This window comes from Plantactinospora sp. CA-290183, from assembly GCF_050936375.1.
Classification (GTDB): Bacteria; Actinomycetota; Actinomycetes; order Mycobacteriales; family Micromonosporaceae; genus Plantactinospora.
In genome coordinates this window covers 154,372-169,977 of record NZ_JBNJMX010000007.1, presented here as the reverse complement: position 1 = coordinate 169,977, position 15,606 = coordinate 154,372, and the positions used below count along the sequence as shown (strand labels likewise).

General features: G+C 72.3%; 15 protein-coding genes. 9 read left to right on the top strand and 6 right to left on the bottom strand.

Going from position 1 to position 15,606, the window contains the following annotated elements; all coding sequences use genetic code 11:
- Positions 1 to 14: 14 nt before the first annotated feature.
- Together ACQEUR_RS15345 and ACQEUR_RS15340 are read right to left on the bottom strand one after the other, a co-directional pair.
- The gene (locus tag ACQEUR_RS15345; protein ID WP_433030806.1) at positions 15 to 1,274 is read right to left on the bottom strand and encodes a hypothetical protein; all 1,260 of its coding nucleotides are present in this window, start codon (positions 1,272 to 1,274) and stop codon (positions 15 to 17) included.
- Positions 1,267 to 1,968, bottom strand: coding sequence for an RNA polymerase sigma factor (locus ACQEUR_RS15340; RefSeq protein ID WP_433030803.1), 702 nt, complete (start codon positions 1,966 to 1,968; stop codon positions 1,267 to 1,269). The genes ACQEUR_RS15345 and ACQEUR_RS15340 overlap by 8 nt, the downstream gene beginning before the upstream one ends.
- Before the next feature lie 268 nt (positions 1,969 to 2,236).
- On the opposite strand from ACQEUR_RS15340, the gene trpS reads away from it, so the two are divergent.
- The 4 genes from trpS (at position 2,237) to ACQEUR_RS15320 (ending at position 5,596) form a co-directional block, all read left to right on the top strand.
- A complete protein-coding gene (gene trpS / locus ACQEUR_RS15335; RefSeq protein WP_433030800.1) occupies positions 2,237 to 3,259 on the top strand; it encodes a tryptophan--tRNA ligase in 1,023 nt (340 codons plus the stop codon).
- Positions 3,260 to 3,346: 87 nt separating this feature from the next.
- The gene (locus ACQEUR_RS15330; RefSeq protein WP_433030797.1) at positions 3,347 to 3,901 is read left to right on the top strand and encodes a 2'-5' RNA ligase family protein; all 555 of its coding nucleotides are present in this window, start codon (positions 3,347 to 3,349) and stop codon (positions 3,899 to 3,901) included.
- 74 nt (positions 3,902 to 3,975) lie between these two features.
- A complete protein-coding gene (locus ACQEUR_RS15325) occupies positions 3,976 to 5,049 on the top strand; it encodes a YihY/virulence factor BrkB family protein (RefSeq protein ID WP_433030794.1) in 1,074 nt (357 codons plus the stop codon).
- 106 nt (positions 5,050 to 5,155) lie between these two features.
- Positions 5,156 to 5,596, top strand: a complete 441-nt coding sequence (locus tag ACQEUR_RS15320) for a hypothetical protein (RefSeq protein WP_433030791.1) — start codon at positions 5,156 to 5,158, stop codon at positions 5,594 to 5,596.
- Positions 5,597 to 5,766: 170 nt separating this feature from the next.
- Here the strand turns inward: ACQEUR_RS15320 and ACQEUR_RS15315 are convergent, their stop codons facing one another.
- Both ACQEUR_RS15315 and ACQEUR_RS15310 read right to left on the bottom strand, forming a co-directional pair.
- A complete protein-coding gene (locus tag ACQEUR_RS15315) occupies positions 5,767 to 7,434 on the bottom strand; it encodes a glycoside hydrolase family 13 protein (protein WP_433030788.1) in 1,668 nt (555 codons plus the stop codon).
- Positions 7,435 to 7,588: 154 nt separating this feature from the next.
- Complete coding sequence (locus tag ACQEUR_RS15310; protein WP_433030786.1) at positions 7,589 to 8,713, bottom strand: LacI family DNA-binding transcriptional regulator; 1,125 nt, start codon at positions 8,711 to 8,713, stop codon at positions 7,589 to 7,591.
- 273 nt (positions 8,714 to 8,986) lie between these two features.
- On the opposite strand from ACQEUR_RS15310, the gene ACQEUR_RS15305 reads away from it, so the two are divergent.
- The 3 genes from ACQEUR_RS15305 to ACQEUR_RS15295 all read left to right on the top strand — a co-directional run bounded on the left by ACQEUR_RS15305 (position 8,987) and on the right by ACQEUR_RS15295 (position 12,303).
- The gene (locus tag ACQEUR_RS15305; protein ID WP_433030783.1) at positions 8,987 to 10,285 is read left to right on the top strand and encodes an extracellular solute-binding protein; all 1,299 of its coding nucleotides are present in this window, start codon (positions 8,987 to 8,989) and stop codon (positions 10,283 to 10,285) included.
- Between the two features lie 82 nt (positions 10,286 to 10,367).
- Positions 10,368 to 11,387, top strand: coding sequence for a carbohydrate ABC transporter permease (locus ACQEUR_RS15300; protein WP_433030780.1), 1,020 nt, complete (start codon positions 10,368 to 10,370; stop codon positions 11,385 to 11,387).
- 1 nt (position 11,388) lies between these two features.
- Entirely contained in the window at positions 11,389 to 12,303 is a 915-nt protein-coding gene (locus ACQEUR_RS15295) for a sugar ABC transporter permease (protein WP_433030777.1), read from the top strand.
- Positions 12,304 to 12,306: 3 nt separating this feature from the next.
- On the opposite strand, the gene ACQEUR_RS15290 is transcribed toward ACQEUR_RS15295, so the two are convergent.
- Complete coding sequence (locus tag ACQEUR_RS15290; RefSeq protein WP_433030774.1) at positions 12,307 to 13,047, bottom strand: DUF305 domain-containing protein; 741 nt, start codon at positions 13,045 to 13,047, stop codon at positions 12,307 to 12,309.
- Between the two features lie 156 nt (positions 13,048 to 13,203).
- A complete protein-coding gene (locus ACQEUR_RS15285; RefSeq protein ID WP_433030771.1) occupies positions 13,204 to 13,524 on the bottom strand; it encodes a TetR-like C-terminal domain-containing protein in 321 nt (106 codons plus the stop codon).
- A gap of 241 nt (positions 13,525 to 13,765) precedes the next feature.
- Here ACQEUR_RS15285 and ACQEUR_RS15280 point away from each other — a divergent pair, with 241 nt between their 5' ends.
- Together ACQEUR_RS15280 and ACQEUR_RS15275 are read left to right on the top strand one after the other, a co-directional pair.
- On the top strand, positions 13,766 to 14,107 hold the full coding sequence (locus ACQEUR_RS15280) for a hypothetical protein (protein ID WP_433030768.1): 342 nt from the start codon (positions 13,766 to 13,768) through the stop codon (positions 14,105 to 14,107).
- A gap of 407 nt (positions 14,108 to 14,514) precedes the next feature.
- A complete protein-coding gene (locus ACQEUR_RS15275) occupies positions 14,515 to 15,585 on the top strand; it encodes a BMP family lipoprotein (RefSeq protein ID WP_433031040.1) in 1,071 nt (356 codons plus the stop codon).
- Positions 15,586 to 15,606: the final 21 nt, after the last annotated feature.

Below are 15,606 nucleotides of genomic sequence, written 5' to 3'. Positions count from 1 at the left end.
CATCCCGGACCGGCTCAGCTGACCCGCAGTTTCCGCCAGGTGGTGCCCTCCGCCGAGTACGCCGTCCAGCCGGTGCCGAAGAGGTCGTAGGCGACGTAGCCGGCCCGCGTCCGGACGAGCCGCCCGACGGGCGGGAGACTCCCCGCGGCGACCTCGAAGGTGGCCCCGTCGTCGGTGCTGACGTACCACCTGCCGTCCGTGCCGGTCGTCAGGAGCCGCCCGTCGAGCAGCGGCACCGCCGCTCCGGCCAGCCCTGCGGGCGGTGCCGGGCCGCCGACCCCCACCCTGGTGAAGGTCCGCCCGCCGTCCGCCGAGTGGTAGAGCGCGAGCAGGCTGCGGTCGGCGCCGAGCACCGCCGCGTACGCCTGGCTGCCCAGGCCGGTCACCTCCACCGAGCCGGATACCGGAACGGACCCGGGCAGCCCCACCGTCCGCCAGTGCGCGCCGTGGTCCCGGGTCACCGCCACCGCGGCGGTGCCGTTGCGGGCGCCGCCGGCCCACCAGGAGCCGTCGGGGGCGGCCGCCGGTGCCACCCAGCACACGTCGAGGTCCGGCCGGACCGCCGTCGTACCGGCCCGGCCGGTCGCGGCGCGCCAGACCTCCACGTCGAGCCGGCACCGCTGACCGGGCCCCGCCCGCAGCAGGTCCCCGGGCGCCGCCGGGGTCGGTGCGGTACCGCCGGCCGCACCGGTGCTCCGCCAGCTCCGTCCGTGGTCCGCGGAGGCGTACGTCCCGACGTCGCCGGTGACCGTCAGCCGCCCGTCGGGGAAGGCGATCAGGTCGAGCCGGTCCGCCTCGGCCGTGGCCGCCGGAAGTTTGTCGTACTGCCAGGTCAGGCCGCCGTCGGTGGTGCGGGCGACGGTGGCCGGGCAGGGGTCCGTGGTGGCGCACCGGGCCAGCAGGTAGCCCCGGTCCGGGTCGACGAACTCGACGTCGCTGATCGTGCCCGGCACCTGCGCGACGACGTCCCGGTCGGCGAGCCCGTCGATGGTGATGCCGGCGGCGGTGTAGAGGGCGCCGTCCGGGGATGCGGCATCGGCCACCGGGGGCGACACCTCGGGGGCATGGCTCCAGGGGTGTGCCGTGAGCGTCGCGGCGACCGCCACGCCGAGCAGGGCGGTGCCGGTGCCGGCCCGCAGCCGCCGCCGGCGCCGCCGGTGCCCGGCCGCCCGTTGCCGGATCCGCCCCAGCGGGGGCTGGTCGATGCTTTCCAGCAGGTCGTGCCGGGCGTCGGTCAGGCGTACCTCCAGGGCGGTGGCTTCCCGCTCAGACATCGCGCACCCCGCCGTCCGCCCCGGCCGGGCCGACCAGGACCGGCGGCACGGCCGGGCGGATGCCCCGGACCGGCGGCCGGCTCGGCGCACCGGTCGTTCCCGCTGGTGTGCTCCGATCGCCGGTCGGGTCCGGCGCCGCGCCCGTGGCGGGTGCCGCCGCGCTGACGCCCTGGTAGTCGCCGAGCCGGGCGGCGAGCGCGGTACGCGCCCGGGACAGCCGGGACTTCACGGTGCCGGTCGGTACGCCGAGCACTCGAGCGACCTCCTCGACCGGCAGGTCGGCGAAGTAGTGCAACACGACGACCTCCCGGTAGCCGGTGGGCAGGGCGGCCAGCGCCTCCCGCAGGTCGGTCCGTTCCGGGCCGGGGGCCGGCTCCACCAGCCGGGCGACCGGCCGGTCCCGGCGCAGGATGGTGTCCAGCACCTGCCGTCGCCGCCAGCGGCGCCGTACGACGTTGACCGCGACCGTACGCAGCCAGGCCTCGGGGTTGTCCACGTCGGCGAGCCCCCGGGGCCGGGCCAGCGCCCGGGCGAAGGCCTCCTGCACCACGTCCTGCGCCTCGGTCAGATCCATGGTGAAGGCGTAGACCTGCGCGACGAGCCGCCGGTAACAGCCGTGGTAGAGCTCGCCGATCGTCTCGTCCACCTCGGCCGGCCCGCCGGTCGTGGTGGATCCGTCCCGCTTCCGTGCCAAGCGTCGTCCCTCCGCCCCGGCCCGCGGACACCGTTCGCGTCCGGGTGGTCGACCGACTCCGATCCCAGGGTACGAGTCGCGGGTGGCCGGTCGGGTTCCCGGCGGGGCGGACGATTTCCGGGCGGGGATCCGGGCGCGGAGTCGCCGGCGGGCGGAGCCGTTCCGCACTGACCGCGGGTTTCCCTGGTGGGCGGGGCGGCCGGCCGGGCCCTGATTTGGCACGGGGGCGTCGGGACAGCGCACCGGGGGAGCTGTCAGAATTGCCGGCATGTCCGACGTTCCCGCCCGGCCCCGGGTGCTCTCCGGGATCCAGCCGACCGCCGACTCGTTCCACCTGGGCAACTACCTCGGCGCGCTCCGCAACTGGGTGGCGATGCAGGAAACCCACGACACCTTCTACTGCGTGGTCGACCTGCACGCGATCACCGCCGGGCACGAGCCGGGGACGCTGCGTCAGCGGACCCGGGTCGCCGCCGCCCAGCTGCTCGCCCTCGGGCTGGAGCCGGAGCGCTGCACCCTCTTCGTCCAGTCGCAGGTGCCGGAGCACCCGCAGCTGGCCTGGCTGCTGAACTGCATCACCGGGTTCGGCGAGGCGAGCCGGATGACCCAGTTCAAGGACAAGTCGGTCCGGCAGGGTGCCGACCGGTCCAGCGTCGGCCTCTTCACGTACCCGATCCTGCAGGCCGCCGACATCCTGCTCTACCAGGCCGACGCGGTACCGGTCGGCGAGGACCAGCGCCAGCACCTGGAGCTGAGCCGCGACCTGGCGCAGCGGTTCAACTCCCGGTTCGGCCGGACCTTCACCGTGCCGGCGCCGTACATCATCCGGGACACCGCGAAGATCACCGATCTGCAGGACCCGACGGGGAAGATGTCCAAGTCGGCCTCGTCGCCGGCCGGGATCATCGAGCTGCTGGACGATCCGGCCCGGTCCGCCAAGAAGATCAGGTCCGCGGTCACCGACACCGGGCGGGAGATCCTCTTCGACCCGGAGCAGAAGCCGGGCATCTCCAACCTGCTGACCATCTACGCCGCGCTCACCGGCCGGTCGGTCGAGGAGCTCGTCGCCGCGTACGCCGGCAAGGGCTACGGCGACCTGAAGAAGGACCTGGCCGAGGTGGTGGTGGAGTTCGTCCGGCCGATCCAGCAGCGCACCCGGGGCTACCTGGACGATCCGGCGCAGTTGGACAAGCTGTTGGCGGTCGGCGCGGAGAAGGCGCGCACGGTCGCCTCGGTCACGCTGCGCGCGGCCTACGAGCGGATCGGGTTCCTGGCCGGCGCCCGGAGCTGACGGCGGCGGGCGGGACGGGGAGCAGCGGCGGTCGCCCCGGTGGGGCCGCCGGTCGGCGGGTGCCACCGGCGGGGTGAGTGGAACGGAGTGGTTGTCACGGACGGCAGGCAGGACCCCGACCGACCGCTGACCCGGGTCGGGATCGCGGTGGACATCCCGGAGCCGTGGTGCGAGTTCCTCACCCGCCGCCGGGCCGAGGCCGGTGACCCGCAGGCCGCGTACACGCCGGCCCACCTCACCCTGCTCGGTCCGACGGACATCCCGATGGAGAGCCTGGCCGCGGTGGAGCGTCATCTGGCCGCCGTCGCCGCCGCGCACCGGCCCTTCCTGCTGCATCTGCGGGGGACCGGCACCTTCCGGCCGATCACCGAGGTGGTCTTCGTGGTGGTCGCGGCCGGGATCAGCGAGTGTGAACTGCTCGCCGGGGCGATCCAGGGCGCGCCCGAGCTGCGCCGGGAGAGCCGCTTCCCGTACCACCCGCACGTCACGGTGGCGCAGGACGTCGCACCGGAGGCGCTGGACCGGGTGTACGAGGACCTGGCCGACTTCGCCGCGCTCTTCAAGGTGGAAAAATTCACCCTTTTCTCCCATGACGGACAAGCTCGCTGGCGGGCCCGCCGGGAGTTCCCGCTCGGCGGTTGAGCCGGCCGGAGACCGCCCGGCGTGGCTTGCCGGGCCGGCCTGCCGATCCCCCGGGGATGGGCAAGGATGACGGCGTGAACGCCATCGAGCGCGGGGTGGCCCGCGTCGAACGCCGGCTGATGATCTACCGTGGGCGGTCCGCGCGGTTCGACCACTTCGCCCGGGCCTGGGGACGGTACTTCGACGTGCTCGGCGGACGGCTGGCCGCGGCGATCGCCTACTACGGCTTCTTCGCGGTCTTCGCCCTCGGCCTGGTGGCGTACGCGGTGCTCGGGGCGCTGCTCGGGGACACCGCCGAGAGCGGCCGGGTGATCGTCGGCTTCATCGAGCGGAACCTGCCGTTCGTCGACCCGGAGCAGATCCGGCAGAGCAGCAGCCGGCCCGGCATCATCGGGCTGGTCCTGCTGGCGGTCACCGGTATCGGTTGGGTGGAGTCGATCCGCTCGTCGCAGCGGCTGATCCACGGGCTGGACCAGCAACCGGGCTACTACGTGCTGCGTCAGCTCGTCGACCTGGCGATCCTGCTCGGCATCTTCCTGCTGCTCGGGCTCTCGGTCGGTGCCGTGGACGCGCTGGAATCACTGCTCGGCTGGCTCCTCGGTGCCAGGTCGATCCTGCTGTCGATCACCAGCTGGCTGCTGGCCGTGGTGATCAACGTCGTGCTGGCCTGGGCGCTGCTGATGGCCGTACCGCGGCTGCGGATGAGCCCGCGGCGGCTGCTCTCTCCGGTGCTGCTGGTCGCGCTGGGCGTGACGGTGCTCAACTCGGTCGGCCGCTACTACGTGGCCCGCTGGGAGCGCAATCCCGCCTTCACCGTGGTCGCCGGGGCGGTCGGCATCCTGATCTACCTGTACCTGCTGAACCAGTTGCTGCTCTTCGGGGCGGCGATCGCGGCGACCAGCCGGCACGGGCGGGTCACCGACCTCGCCTCCGGCGCCGACCCGAGCGCCGGCTGGTCCCCGCTGCGCGCGCTGCCGCACGGGCCGCCGCCCCGGGCCTCCCGGGCGTTGACGGGCGGACCGCCCGAGGTGTCCCGGGCGCTGGAGGGGGAACTGCCGGACACCCGCCCCGAAGGGGAGCCGCCCGACCCGGACCGGGGTCGGGACCGACGGCCCGGCGACGGGCCCGGACGCCCGGGTGGTTCGTAAGCTTCGTGCCGGTACGGGCGCGGCGACGGGGAGCGGGACAAGGGGCGAGACCCGTGATTCGGGCAAAAGCCATAAATAGCTGCCGGCTCCCGCGATGATGGGTCGCGTGGGCGCACTAGTGACGTTGGAACTGCCGGACGACTCGCCGATCCTCGCGCTGCCCTGGATCATCACCTTCGGCCCGCTGGACGACGCCGAGGAGTGGGAGCCGGTGGTCTGCGGCCCGTACGAGCGGCCACACGCGCTGGCTCTGGCCGAGTCGGTGGTCGCGGACGAGGAACTGATGGCGGTGGTGGAGCCGCTGCTGCCCCGGGTGTCGGCCGACGAGATCCGGGCGGAGATCGTCGCGGCGCGGATCGCCGCCGAGGACGAGGCGGTGCAGTCCGACGACGCCGCCATCTACGGCGACTACGAGGACCTGGCCGACGAGGAGTTGTTTCCGGAGGCGACCCGCCGGCCGGCCGAACCCCAGTCGCCCCCCGATCCGGCGACGGTACGCGCCGGCTTTGCCCGGATTGCCGCGATGCTCACGAATCCCGACAGCTGAAACCCGGCCCGTTCCGTTCGGGACGCCCCGGGCACGGCGGTGCCCCGGGAGCGCACTCCCGGGGCACCGCGCCACCATCCCCACCACAAGGGAAGCCCCCACCACGAGGGGTACCTGGCCCCAGCCGCCCGCCGGCGCGGGGCACGGCAGGCGACCAGGTCACCCACTGACTACCCGGTTGCCGGCCGGACGAACCACGCCGCCGCGTCGACCGGCAGCATGCGCCCGCCGTCCCGCTCGTCCAGCGCCTGGCTGGCGATGACCGGCTCGCCGTGGCCGCCGTCGACGGTCACCGGGGCGCCGCTGAGGTTGACCAGGCAGACCAGCCCCGGCGCACCGGCCGGGGCGGTCCGGGCGAAGGCGAGCACCCCCGGCTCGCTCTCCAGCCAGCTCAGCCCCACCGGGTCGGCCGCGCCGTCCGGGCCGCCCGGCAGCGCCGTGTGCTCCCGACGCAACCGCAGCGCCGCGCGGTAGAGCTCCAGGGTCGACTCCGGGTCGCCGGTCTGGGCGGCCACCGAGAGGGCCCGCCAGGTGGTCGGCGCCGGCAGCCAGGCCGGTCCGCCCCCGTCCGGACCGAAGCCGTACGGGGGCAGCCCGCCGCCCCACGGCAGTGGCACCCGGCAGCCGTCCCGGCTCTGTCCGGTACGCGGGAAGGCGGGATCCTGGCGCAGCTCGTCGGGGAGGTCGAGCACCTCCGGCAGGCCCAGTTCCTCGCCCTGGTAGAGGTAGACGCACCCGGGCAGCGCGAGCATCAGCAGGGCGGCGGCGCGGGCCCGGCGCAGTCCGACCGGCCCGTCGCCGTACCGGGTGACGTGCCGTTGCCGGTCGTGGTTGGAGAGCACCCAGGTGGTGGGCGCGCCGACGATCGTGGACTCGGCGAGCGCGGTGTCGATCACCTTGCGGAAGGAGTCCGCCGACCAGGTCGCGTCCATGAAGTCGAAGTTGAACGCCTGGTGCAGCTCGTCGGGTCCGATGTAGCGGGCCAGCCGCTGCGGGGACTCGGCCCAGGCCTCGGCCACCGCCATCCGCCCGTCCGGATAGCTGTCCAGGATGGGCCGCCAGGCGCGGTAGATGTCGTGCACCTCGTCCTGGTCGAAGTACGGCAGCCGGCCCCGGCCCAGCAGCTCGATCTGCGGTCGCCCGTCGGCGGAGGTGCGCCCGACGTCCGGCAGCCCCTCCGCCTTGATCATCCCGTGCGCCACGTCGATGCGGAACCCGTCCACCCCACGGTCCAGCCAGAACCGCAGGATCTCCTCGAACTCGGCCCGTACCGCCGGGTTGCGCCAGTTCAGGTCCGGCTGGCTCGGGTCGAACAGGTGCAGGTACCACTGGCCGTCCGGCACCCGGGTCCAGGCCGGCCCCCCGAAGATCGACTCCCAGTCGTTCGGCGGCAGCTCGCCCTCGGTGCCCCGGCCCGCCCGGAACAGGTAGCGGTCCCGTTCCGCCGAGCCGGGCGCGGCGGCCAGCGCGGCGGTGAACCACGGGTGCGCGCTGGAGCTGTGGTTCGGCACGATGTCCACGATGACCCGCAGCCCGAGGGCGTGCGCGCCGCCGATCATGTCGTCGAAGTCGGCCAGGGTGCCGAACATCGGGTCGACGTCCCGGTAGTCGGCCACGTCGTATCCGCCGTCGATCATCGGGGAGCGGTAGAACGGGGTGAGCCAGAGCGCGTCCACCCCGAGGTCGCGCAGGTAGGGCAACCGGGAGCGGACGCCCCGCAGGTCACCGATGCCGTCGCCGTCGGAGTCGGCGAAGCTGCGGACGTAGACCTGGTAGACGACGGCGGACCGCCACCAGTCGTCGTCGGTGCGGGGGTGCGGCGGCGCGCTGGGGGTCATCTGGGTGGGTCTCCCGTCCTGTCCGGCACTGGCCCGGCCTTCCGCTCGCCGGGCAGGGGTCGCCGGCGCAGGATGCCGGGTCAGGTCTGAAAGAGTCAAGCATTCCTTGCGCAAGAACCGCCGACTCTTGCGGATCCGACCCCGGGGCCGCCGCCTACGCCGAGACGGGCAGCGGTGCCGGCGGAGCCCCCGCCGCCGGTCCCGTACCGCCGGCCGGCCGGGTGCCGTCGCCCGTCCCCGCAGCCGCGCCGGTGCCGGTCGGGGCGACGGGCGCGATCGCCGTCGAGCCCCGGACCACCAGCTCGGGCCGGAAGACGTACTCCGAGTGGGGTGCGGCGTGCCCGTTGATCTCGTCCACCAGGGCCCGTACCGCGGCCACCGCCATCGCCGCCACCGGCTGCCGCATCGTGGTCAGCGGTGGGTCGGTGAAGGCGATCAGCGGCGAGTCGTCGTATCCGACCACGGAGAGCTGGTCGGGCACCGACAGCCCGCGCTGCCGGGCCGCCCGGATCGCACCCAGGGCCATCAGGTCCGAGCCGCAGACCAACCCGGTCACCCCCCGGTCGAGCAGCCGGCCGGCGGCCGCCTCGCCGCCCTCCACCCCGAACAGCGACAGCTCGGTGAGGGTGGAGAGTTCGGGGTCGGCGACGCCGAGCAGCCGCCGCATCGCGGCCTTGTAGCCGGTCACCTTCCGCTGCACCGGTACGAACCGGTCCGGGCCGGTGACCAGGCCGATCCGGCGGTGGCCGAGCGCGACCAGATGCGCCACCGCCAGCTCGCCGGCCTCCCGGTCGTCGCAGGAGACGAAGGGCGCGGCGATGCCCCCGACGTACCCGTTGATCATGACCACCGGCAGGCGGCGGGCGATCAGCGCACGGTACCGCTCGTGGTCGGCGGAGGTGTCGGCGTGCCGCCCCGAGACGAAGACGATCCCGGAGACCTGCCGGTCGAGCAGCATCTCGACGTACTCGTCCTCGGTGACCCCGCCCGGGGTCTGGGTGCAGAGCACCGAGGTGTAGCCGGTCTGGGCCAGCGCGGACTCGATCGTCTGGGCGAAGGCCGGGAAGATGGGGTTCTCCAGCTCGGGCACGACCAGGCCGACCAGGCCGGCGCTGCGCTTGCGCAGCCGGGCGGGACGCTCGTAGCCGAGCACGTCGAGGGCGGTCAGCACGGCCTGGCGGGTCTCGGGGGCGACCCCGGGCCGGTCGTTGAGGACCCGCGACACGGTCGCCTCGCTGACCTCGGCCTGCTGTGCGATGTCGGAGAGTCGAGCGCGCATGGCCGAACTCTAGCCTAGCGGCAAGAAATTGCGATGACCGCCGCAAGCCGATGGGACGGGCCCGCTGGCCGGCCGGATGTGGCCGCCTGAGCCGTCTGGAGTGCTGTTCCGGCCGGCCTGGATGCCCGGCGCCGGTCTGCGCAATTGTCGCAAGACCGGACCTAGGCCTCGGGTTTCCGCCTTCTCGTGACTGGGATTTAGCAAGGACTTTCGAGAACGGAAACTTCTTGCTACTGTCCCGCCGACACCCGGCAGGCAATCTAGGAGCGCAACATGCGTCGAATCGCCAAGGGGATCGTCGTACTCACCTGCACCGCGCTCGCCGCCGCGCTCGGCGCGTGCGGCGGTGACGAGACGACGGAAGAGAAGCCCGGCACGGATCCCGCGGCCCTCACGGCCGAACTGACCTGGTGGGACACCTCGGACCCGAAGAACGAGGGTCCGGCCTTCCAGGAACTCGTCGGCAGGTTCAACCAGACTTATCCGAAAGTCAAGATCAACTATCAGTCTGTGCCGTTCGGCGAGGCGCAGAACAAGTTCAAGACCGCCGCGCAGGCCAAGACCGGCGCCCCGGACATCCTGCGGGCCGAGGTCGCCTGGGTGCCGGAGTTCGCCTCGCTCGGCCACCTCTACGCCCTGGACGGCTCGGAGCTGCTGGCGGACGAGGCCGACTTCCTGCCCACTCCGCTGTCCTCCAACAAGTACGAGGGCAAGACCTACGGGGTCCCGCAGGTGACCGACTCGCTGGCGCTGCTCTACAACAAGGAGCTGTTCAGCCGGGCCGGCATCGCCGCCGCGCCGAAGAGCTGGGCCGAGGTCAGGACCGCGGCGGAGACCATCAAGACGAAGACCGGCGCCGACGGCCTCTACATCAACGCCGGCGGCTACTTCCTGCTGCCGTTCATCTACGGCGAGGGCGGGGACCTGGTCGACCCGCAGGGCAAGAAGATCCTGGTGAACTCGTCGCAGAACGTCGCCGGCATCTCGGTGGCCCGGGACCTGGTACGCAGCGGCGCGGCGGTCAAGCCGTCGGCCAACGACTCGTACGGGACCATGATGACCCTCTTCAAGGAGAAGAAGGTCGCCATGGTCATCAACGGGCCCTGGGAGGTCAACAACATCAAGAACGCGCCCGCCTTCGGCGGTGTGCAGAACCTGGGCGTGGCGCCGGTGCCGGGCGGCTCGGCGAAGGCCGGCACCCCGGTCGGCGGGCACAACTACGTGGTCTGGTCCGGGATGCCGCAGGAGAAGGTCGAGGCCGCGGTCGCGTTCGTGAAGTTCATGAGCTCGGCCGAGTCGCAGGCGTTCCTCGCCGACCGGCTGGGCCTGCTGCCGACCCGCGCCTCGGCGTACGAGGTCGCCTCGGTCAAGGCCAACCCGATGATCTCGGCGTTCAAGCCGGTGCTGGACGGCGCGGTGGCGCGGCCGTGGATCCCCGAGGGCGGCCAGTTCTTCGGTCCACTGGACCAGATGGCGACCGAGGTGCTGATCCAGGGCAAGGACCCGAAGGCGGCGCTCGACACGGTCGCGGCGAAGTACAAGGCCGAGGTCGTACCCGGCTACAACTCCTGACCCCGCGGCCGACCTCCGGTCGCGGCGCCCGCCGCGACCGGAGGAGAGCCGAGCCCCGCCGGTCACCTCCTGGAGCGCAGTCATGACCACTGTGATAGCCGGTTCCGCCGCCCCGGCCACCCCACCCGAGTCCGAGGTACGCCCTCCGTCGCGGCTGCGCCGCGGCTGGGACCGGCACTGGTACGCCTGGGCGATGGTGCTGCCCGTCGTCGTGGTGCTCGCCGTACTGATCTTCTATCCGCTGGTGCGCGGGGTGTACCTCTCGTTCACCAACATGACCGAGGCCAACCAGGCGGCCGAGATCTGCACGAGGTCGATCACCGGTGCCGAGCTGTGCCGGGCGAACCCGAACCGCTGGGAGTTCGTCGGGATCGACAACTACGTACGGGTGCTCGGCGGCGAGGTCGGCGAGTTCTGGCAGTGGACCGGGACCACCCTGCTCTGGACCGTGGTCTGCGTGGTCTTCCACTACGGCCTCGGCCTCGGCCTGGCCGTCATGCTCAACCGTCCGATGCGGGCGCGGAGCCTCTACCGGATCCTGCTGATCCTGCCCTGGGCGGTGCCCGCGTTCGTCAGCGCGTTCGCCTGGAAGTTCATGTTCAACGAGCGGTTCGGCCTGGTCAACGCGCTGCTGGCGGCGGCCGGCATCGACCCGGTCGCCTGGTTCGCCGACCGCTGGACCTCGCTGTTGACCGCGGTGCTGACCAACATCTGGCTCGGCGTGCCGTTCATGATGGTGGCGCTGCTCGGCGGGATGCAGGCGATCCCCGGCGAGCTCTACGAGGCTGCCGAGATCGACGGCGCCTCACCGTGGCAGCGGTTCGTCAACATCACCCTGCCGGGGCTGCGGCCGGTCAGCATGACGGTGGTCCTGCTCGGCACCATCTGGACGTTCAACATGTTCCCGGTGATCTTCCTGGTCACCGAGGGGCAGCCCGCCGGACAGACCGAGATCCTGGTGACCGGTGCCTACCGGGCGGCCTTCGAGGGCCTGCGCAACTACTCCCTCGCCTCGACGTACGGCGTACTCATCCTGTCGATCCTGTTGATCTTCGCGCTCTTCTACCGGCGGTCCCTCCGCAAGCACGGCGAGGTGTGGTGACATGACCGAGATCGTCAGCGGCGCCACCGGGCTGGTCGGCCCGGCGACGACCCGGGCCCGGGGCGGCGCGGGTGGGGGTGCGCGCCGGGGCCGGCGCGGCCCGCTCGCCTCCATCCTGTTGCACGGCACCCTGATCACCGCCTCGCTGATCGCGATCGTCCCGATCGGCTGGGTGCTGCTCTCCTCGTTCAAACCCGGGTACGCCGTGCAGAGCACCGAACTCAGCCTGGTCCAGGACCCGACCCTGGCCAACTACGCGTACGTGCTCGGGGAGAGCAGCTTCCCGCGCTGGCTGCTCAACTCGGCGCTGGTCGCCGCCTTCACCATGCTGATCGGGATCTTCATCTCGGCGACCACCGGCTACGCGCTCTCCCGGTTCAACTTCCCGGGCCGGCGGCAGCTCATGCTGGTCTTCCTGGTGACCCAGATGTTCCCGGTGGCGATCCTGATCGTGCCGATCTACACGATCATGGCCCGGCTCGGTCTGATCAACACCCTCGCCGCCCTGGTCGTCGCCTACCTCACCATCGCGGTGCCGTTCTGCGCCTGGATGTTGAAGGGGTACTTCGACACCATCCCCACCGCGCTGGACGAGGCCGCGGCGATCGACGGCTGCGGCCCGTTCCAGACCTTCTGGCGGATCATCCTGCCGCTGGCCCGCCCCGGCCTGGCGGTGACCGCCTTCTACACCTTCCTCACCGCCTGGGCGGAGGTGGCGTACGCCTCCGCCTTCATCCAGGAGGACCGCAACTTCACCCTCGCGTACGGGCTCCAGCAGTTCGTCCCGCAGTTCAATCCACAGTGGGAGTACCTCACCGCGGCGGCGGTCCTGGTGACCATCCCGGCCGGCGTGGTCTTCTTCTTCGCCCAGCGGCACCTCGTCGCCGGGCTGACCGCCGGCGGCACCAAGGGCTGAGTCTCAGCGCGGCTCGTTGGCGAGGACGTCCCGCATCCGGTCGATCTCCACCGCCTGCTCGAAGGCGATGTTCCGGGCGAGTTCGCGCAGCTGCCGGTCGATGCCGTTGACCAGCACCTCCTGGGCCATCTGGATGGCTCCCTGGTGGTGCGCCGTCATCATCTGGATGAACATCCGGTCGAAGGCGGTGCCGGTCGCCGCGGTGAGCCCGCTGATCGCCTCGGGCGACTGCATGCCGTGCATGACACCGTGGTCGTGCCCGGAGGGCCGGTCCGGATCGGTGGCCAGCCCCCGGTCCCGCAGCCAGCTGTTGAAGATTTCGACCTCCGGCTGCTGACTGGCCCTGATCCGGTCGGCCACCGCGATCACCCCGGCGCTGCCGGCCCGCTCGGGCACCAGCCGGGTCATCTCCAGCGCCTGGCCGTGGTGCGGGATCATCATCAGCGCGAAGCGGACGTCGGCGGAGTTGTAGGTCGGGCCGGACGCCTGGGGAAGCTGGTCCGGGGGGAGCACCTGGGCCGACTCGCCGGGGCGGCCCGGTACGACGACCGGCGCCGTGCCGGCCGGCGGGCTGGGTGCGGGCGTGGTGGCCACCACCCGCGTCTGCGGGCTCGGTGTCTCCTCCGCCGGGTCCAGGCTGTTCAGCGCGATCCCGCCGAGCCCGGCGAGCGCCACCGCGACGACCTCGACGAGTGCGACCACGAGCCAGGGCCCGCGCCGGTTCTCGCTGCTGGCCAACACCACGGGATGACTCCTGTCCGCCGCCGGTCTGTAGCGGCACAGCCAGGGCTTTCCGGCCGAGGTGGACGACCTCGGGTTCGCCGGCGATGGTAGCCCGCCCGGGCGGAGGCGCGGAAGATCAGGCGCCCTCGGCGCGCCCGCCGCCGGGGCGTACCCGGGTCACCCGGCGGTTCCCGGGCCGCCGTGCAGGAGCGTCCGTACGCCGGCGAGGTAGGTCTTCCGGTCCGGGCCGGCGGCGAGGATGCGCTGCGTGAAGTAGCCCGGGACCAGTCCATAGAGGACCACGCCGACCGCCTCGGGGTCGGCGTCGGCCGGCAACTGGCCCGCCTGTTGCGCCCGCCGGGCGACGGTGACGAACTGGGAGCGGAAGTTGCTGTACATCCCTCCGACGAACGCGGCGAGGGCCGGGTCGCGCAGCGATTCCGCCCAGACCTGGATGGCGAGCGGGAGTACGCCGGCACCGGCCGGGAGGACCCTCATATAAGAACGAGCATTCGTTTCAGAGGAGTCCCGAGACACCGGCTACGCCCTGGTCGGCCTGCTGCTGGTCGGGGTCGGCCGGGCCCGGCCCGCGCTCGCCCCGGACGCCGTGCCGGACCCGGCCGCCGCGCCCGGCCAGGCGGGGCTGGCGGCCAGCCGCGGCTGACCGCGGGCGTGCCGGGGACCGCTCCGGCCGCCCGGGGGCGCGCCGCACGTCGCCGCATGCGGCAGGATGTCCGCCGTGGAACCTCTGCGGCTGATACTCCTCTACGTCCACCTCCTCGGCTTCGCGCTGCTGCTCGGCGGTGCCGTGACGCAGTACCTCTCCGGCCGGATCCGGATCAACCCCGCCATGCTCTGGGGCGCGGTCATCCAGGTCCTGACCGGGATCGGGCTCTCCGCGCCGCTGCGCGACGGCGACGAGCCCGCCCCGGCCAAGCTGGCCACCAAACTGGTGATCGGGTTGCTGATCTTCGTGATGGTCTTCTTCTCCCGCAAGCGCGAGGAGGTCAACCGGGGTCACTTCCTGGCGATCGTCGGACTGACCCTGGTCAACGCGGCCGTCGCGGTCTTCTGGCGGTAACCGCGCCGCCGGCCCGGCGCCCCGCCCCGCGCCGGTGGCCGATTCCGGCCACCGCCGGGGCACCGGGGCCGCCGGCTTGCCGGTGCGCGGGTCGCCGTCCGGTGGCCGCCGGATCTTCGTCGCTGCCGGCTGCCCCCCGGCTGAGCTGCGAAAAGGTTAAAAAGGACGTCTCGTGGATCCGGGTCCGGCATCGGGCGGGCCCCGGAGTGATGTCGCGCACCCCGAAGTTACGTAACGGTAACGGGCGTTCAACGGTCAGGCACGATTGTCGGCCGGTGGACAGGCGCGGGCGTACGCTCCCGTCCGTAACGTGGGACGCCGGCGGCAAGGCGCAGGCCGGCTTAGGGCTGCCACCGCGGTGGGCGGTGTGCAATGGGAAGGAGACCGTCTTGCGCTCTGTGCGTGGGATGCGGATCGTCTCGGTATTCGCGGTGGGTGGACTCGCGCTGAGCGCGGCCGCCGCGTGTGGCGAGGCGCCGGAGGAAACCAACGAGGGCGGCGGCACCGCTGCCGACACATACTCCGCGTGCATGGTGACCGACGTCGGTGGGATCGACGACAAGTCGTTCAACACCTCGGCCTGGAAGGGCCTGGAGGCGGCCAAGGCGGCGAACCCCAACATCGAAATCAAGAACACCTCGTCGAAGGCGGAAGCCGACTACGAGCCGAACCTGACCCAGTACGTCAACCAGAAGTGCGACTTCATCCTGGCCGTCGGCGGCCTGATGAGCGGGGCCACCTCGAAGATCGCGAAGGCGCACCCGGACCAGCAGTTCGGCATCGTGGACGCGAAGCTCCTCGAGGCCAACGTCTTCCCGATGCAGTTCGACACCGCGCAGGCGGCCTTCCAGGCCGGCTACCTGGCCGCCGGGATGAGCAAGAGCGGCAAGGTCGCCACGTACGGCGGGGAGAAGATCCCGCCGGTGACCATCTTCATGGACGGCTTCGTCGACGGCGTGGCCCACTACAACCAGACCAAGGGCAAGAACGTCCAGGCCCTGGGCTGGAACAAGACCACCCAGAACGGCTCGTTCACCAACAGCTTCGTCAAGCAGGACGAGGGCAAGAAGGTCAGCGACGCCCTCGTCGCCCAGGGCGCCGACATCATCATGCCGGTCGCCGGCGGTGCCGGCCTCGGCACCACGGCCGCCGCCCAGGCCTCGGGCGGCAAGTACTCGGCGATCTGGGTGGACACCGACGGGTGCGAGAGCACCCCGAACTGCTCCGCCCTGGTCACCACCGTGGTCAAGAACATCTCGGACGCGGTCCGGGACGCCGTGGAGACCGCGGCCAAGGGCGAGAAGCTGGCCCACGACCCGGGCTACCTGGGCACCCTGGCCAACAACGGCGTCTCGCTGGCGCCGTACCACGAGTTCGACAGCAAGGTGCCGGCGGAGCTGAAGGCCGAGGTCGACAAGCTCAAGGCCGACATCGCCGCCGGTACGGTCACGGTCACCTCCGCGGCCCAGCCGAAGTGACACCCCGCCGGTCGCCCCGAC